Genomic DNA, 2,533 nt, shown 5'->3' on the forward strand with positions numbered 1-2,533 from the left:
TTCAGAAACAGTGTACATCGCGTTTTTTGAGATATCCCTTCGGCACTAGACATATCAACATCAAGACCTTGTTTGCCATTAGTTATGCTTTGCCCCATGAAGTTGGTATGGCACAAGCTTTGGATTTGCTCAATCTACCGCTGGAAGGTACTCACCACCGGGGAGGAGATGATGCTTGGAATATTGCTCGGATATTCTCAAGGTTACTTTTGCAATTAAGAAATACAGGATGATCTCGACTAGAGTTATTCCAGAAATCGGGAATCGGGAATCGGGAATCGGGAATCGGGAATCGGGAATCGGGAATCGGGAATCGGGAATCGGGAATCGGGAATCGGGAATCGGGAATTTGGAGGGTGAATCTCATATTTGTCAATAAGAAGGGTAAAAGTTGGAAGTCTGGGAATTTTATTATAATTTTTGTCTAATTTCAAAAGCGAGATGCACCCCTCTTAGCTCTTACCTATTCCCTATTCCCTGTTCCCTGTTCCCTAAAAACCCAGAAATATGTACTTAAAAAATAGCAAGTTACTATATCAATATGAATCCGTCTCGGTTAATAAAAATTAGTAAATATTTAAGTAAACATCTTCGGCACCAGCCTCAGAGAATTGGAATCACACTCGCTCCTGGTGGCTGGGTTGGTGTTGAGGAACTACTGGCAGCTTGTAAAAAGCATTCTTTTCGGATCAGCCGTGCTGATTTAAATGAAGTAGTTGCCAAAAATGACAAAAAGCGCTTTTCTTTCGACTCCACAGGTACCCGAATTCGTGCCAATCAAGGTCATACGGTTAAAGTTGATTTACAGCTAGAACTTTTGGTTCCACCAGATGTGCTTTATCACGGCACAGGTCACCGGGCAGTTGAGTCAATTCTGCGCCAGGGCTTGTGTAAAATGTCGCGACACCATGTCCATTTATCGACGGATATAGCAACTGCAAAAAAAGTGGGAGCAAGGCATGGTCGCCCTGTAGTTTTTGCCATTGATGCTGCAGCTATGCACAAAGCCGGTCACAGCTTCTATTGTTCTGATAATGGCATTTGGTTAGTGGATTCGGTATCACCAGAGTATTTACAGTTTACATTTCAGTCTAGATGTAATCGACAAGGTGAGAAAAAGCATAAAAGCTGTAGATGATCAACAGGATAGCTATTACCTGCACCATACGGGAATTAGCGGAAGGCATGGTTGTACCCCTTACCCACATGGATACGGCTGCTCCCATGGCAAAGCTAGAACTGAGTACCAGATAGGGCCAGTCATCGGTATAATATCCCCAGGTGGCTAGTAAAGCCATTGCCAATGAGGTCATCATTAATTCAACGAACTCTGGTGGATTGTACTGGGTTGAAAGCACTAATGTTCGCCACCAAAACTGCCAAAGTCTCATAGATTAAAACAGCTAGTTAATGATCCAAGCTACCTTTGACTGAGGTCTCTGATATTTTAATATATTTATCCTGATAGTTATGCTCCTGTAAATAGCTTAGAGCTTCTTTGGTTTTAACTTGAGGAAAGTTGAGGTAGAAGCGGCTAACACTCAGAAAGGGTTCTGGTGTTTGTAAGATAACCATGCGATCGCACCACTTTGATAACCAGCCTATTAATCCTCCTGGTGCAACTGGTGTGCAAATCCAGACCTGTGCTGGATTGTGGGCTTTTACTGCTTCCGTTGCTGCTGCTATGGTCATGCCAGTGGCAATGCCATCATCAACCAGCAAGGCTAGGGCACCAGTAGGATTGGTTTTCGGACAACCCGGTTGCAGTTGAGCTAGCTGAGCTTGGGCTTTTTCTTGAGCTTGAGCTAATACTATTTCCCGCCATTGAGCATTTTTGTTTCGCCATCGCCTTTGCCCAGACCAAAGTACAACTCCCGAGGAAGTCACTGCACCGATTGCTAATTCTGGGTTGCGAGCCGTGGTAATTTTTTTTGCCACCACAATATCTAGCGGACAATCCAGTGCCCGAGCTACTGGTGCTGCTACTGGGATACCCCCCCGAGGGAGTGCGTATACAATAGGCGTTGCATCAATACCTGTAGCGTGCAGCCTGCTCACCAAGGGGATAAGTGCTTGAGCGAGCTGCTCACCGGCATCAGCGCGATCGCTAAACAGCGGGGCAGTGTACATGGCTTCCTCCGGCATGAAGTTGCCTGATATATATTATAATTACCGATTTTTGTCAAGATTACTGTATCAAAAGAAATAATTGTAATAATTAGTTGCTCACAATCTCCTGAATCTACTATTAGTAGTAAGGTGCCTTATGCCTGCAAAAATTTCTGTGAGTCCTCATGTCCAACGGAGAACAACTTAGTCTTTTTGACGAGTCAGAGTTAACCCCATCACAACCCAATAATGTCCAAAGGGAGCTAATCCCCACTGATGCCAAAATCCCTATTCCTGCTGGCACTTACGACACCATGGAATCCTTGACAGAACACTGTCAATCTTGCCAACGCTGCGAATTAGGAGCTACCCGCACTCAGGCTGTTATTGGACGTGGCAACCCTAAGGCCCTAATTATGATTAT

Annotated in this window: 4 protein-coding genes and 1 pseudogene; 2 read left to right on the forward strand and 3 right to left on the reverse strand. The window is 44.6% G+C overall.

Features of this window, described 5'->3' with window-relative positions:
• Nucleotides 1-151 precede the first annotated feature (151 nt).
• Nucleotides 152-367, reverse strand: coding sequence for a hypothetical protein (locus tag F6K53_RS37140; RefSeq protein WP_293084585.1), 216 nt, complete (start codon nucleotides 365-367; stop codon nucleotides 152-154).
• Between the two features lie 174 nt (nucleotides 368-541).
• Between F6K53_RS37140 and F6K53_RS37145 the strand changes: the two genes are divergently transcribed.
• Nucleotides 542-1,138, forward strand: a complete 597-nt coding sequence (locus F6K53_RS37145) for an RNA 2'-phosphotransferase (RefSeq protein WP_293084580.1) — start codon at nucleotides 542-544, stop codon at nucleotides 1,136-1,138.
• Here the strand turns inward: F6K53_RS37145 and F6K53_RS37150 are convergent.
• Nucleotides 1,092-1,391: a hypothetical protein gene (locus F6K53_RS37150; RefSeq protein WP_293053647.1), complete on the reverse strand. Its 300-nt coding sequence runs from the start codon at nucleotides 1,389-1,391 to the stop codon at nucleotides 1,092-1,094. The two genes, F6K53_RS37145 and F6K53_RS37150, sit on opposite strands and share 47 nt — an antisense overlap.
• A gap of 16 nt (nucleotides 1,392-1,407) precedes the next feature.
• Nucleotides 1,408-2,130 carry a phosphoribosyltransferase family protein gene (locus F6K53_RS37155; protein WP_293084582.1) on the reverse strand — a complete coding sequence of 241 codons (723 nt, stop codon included), beginning with the start codon at nucleotides 2,128-2,130 and terminating at the stop codon, nucleotides 1,408-1,410.
• A gap of 164 nt (nucleotides 2,131-2,294) precedes the next feature.
• On the opposite strand from F6K53_RS37155, the pseudogene F6K53_RS37160 reads away from it, so the two are divergent.
• Nucleotides 2,295-2,533 (forward strand): annotated as a pseudogene (locus F6K53_RS37160) (uracil-DNA glycosylase); the annotation flags it as partial.

Origin of the sequence: Moorena sp. SIO4A1, assembly GCF_010672065.1 — a bacterium.
Lineage (GTDB): Bacteria > Cyanobacteriota > Cyanobacteriia > Cyanobacteriales > Coleofasciculaceae > Moorena.

Bases quoted from the DNA above. Each gene is read 5' to 3' on its own strand.
- F6K53_RS37140 (WP_293084585.1), bottom strand. From the start codon at position 367: ATGAGATTCACCCTCCAAATTCCCGATTCCCGATTCCCGATTCCCGAT.
- F6K53_RS37145 (WP_293084580.1), top strand. From the start codon at position 542: ATGAATCCGTCTCGGTTAATAAAAATTAGTAAATATTTAAGTAAACAT.
- F6K53_RS37150 (WP_293053647.1), bottom strand. From the start codon at position 1,391: ATGAGACTTTGGCAGTTTTGGTGGCGAACATTAGTGCTTTCAACCCAG.
- F6K53_RS37155 (WP_293084582.1), bottom strand. From the start codon at position 2,130: ATGTACACTGCCCCGCTGTTTAGCGATCGCGCTGATGCCGGTGAGCAG.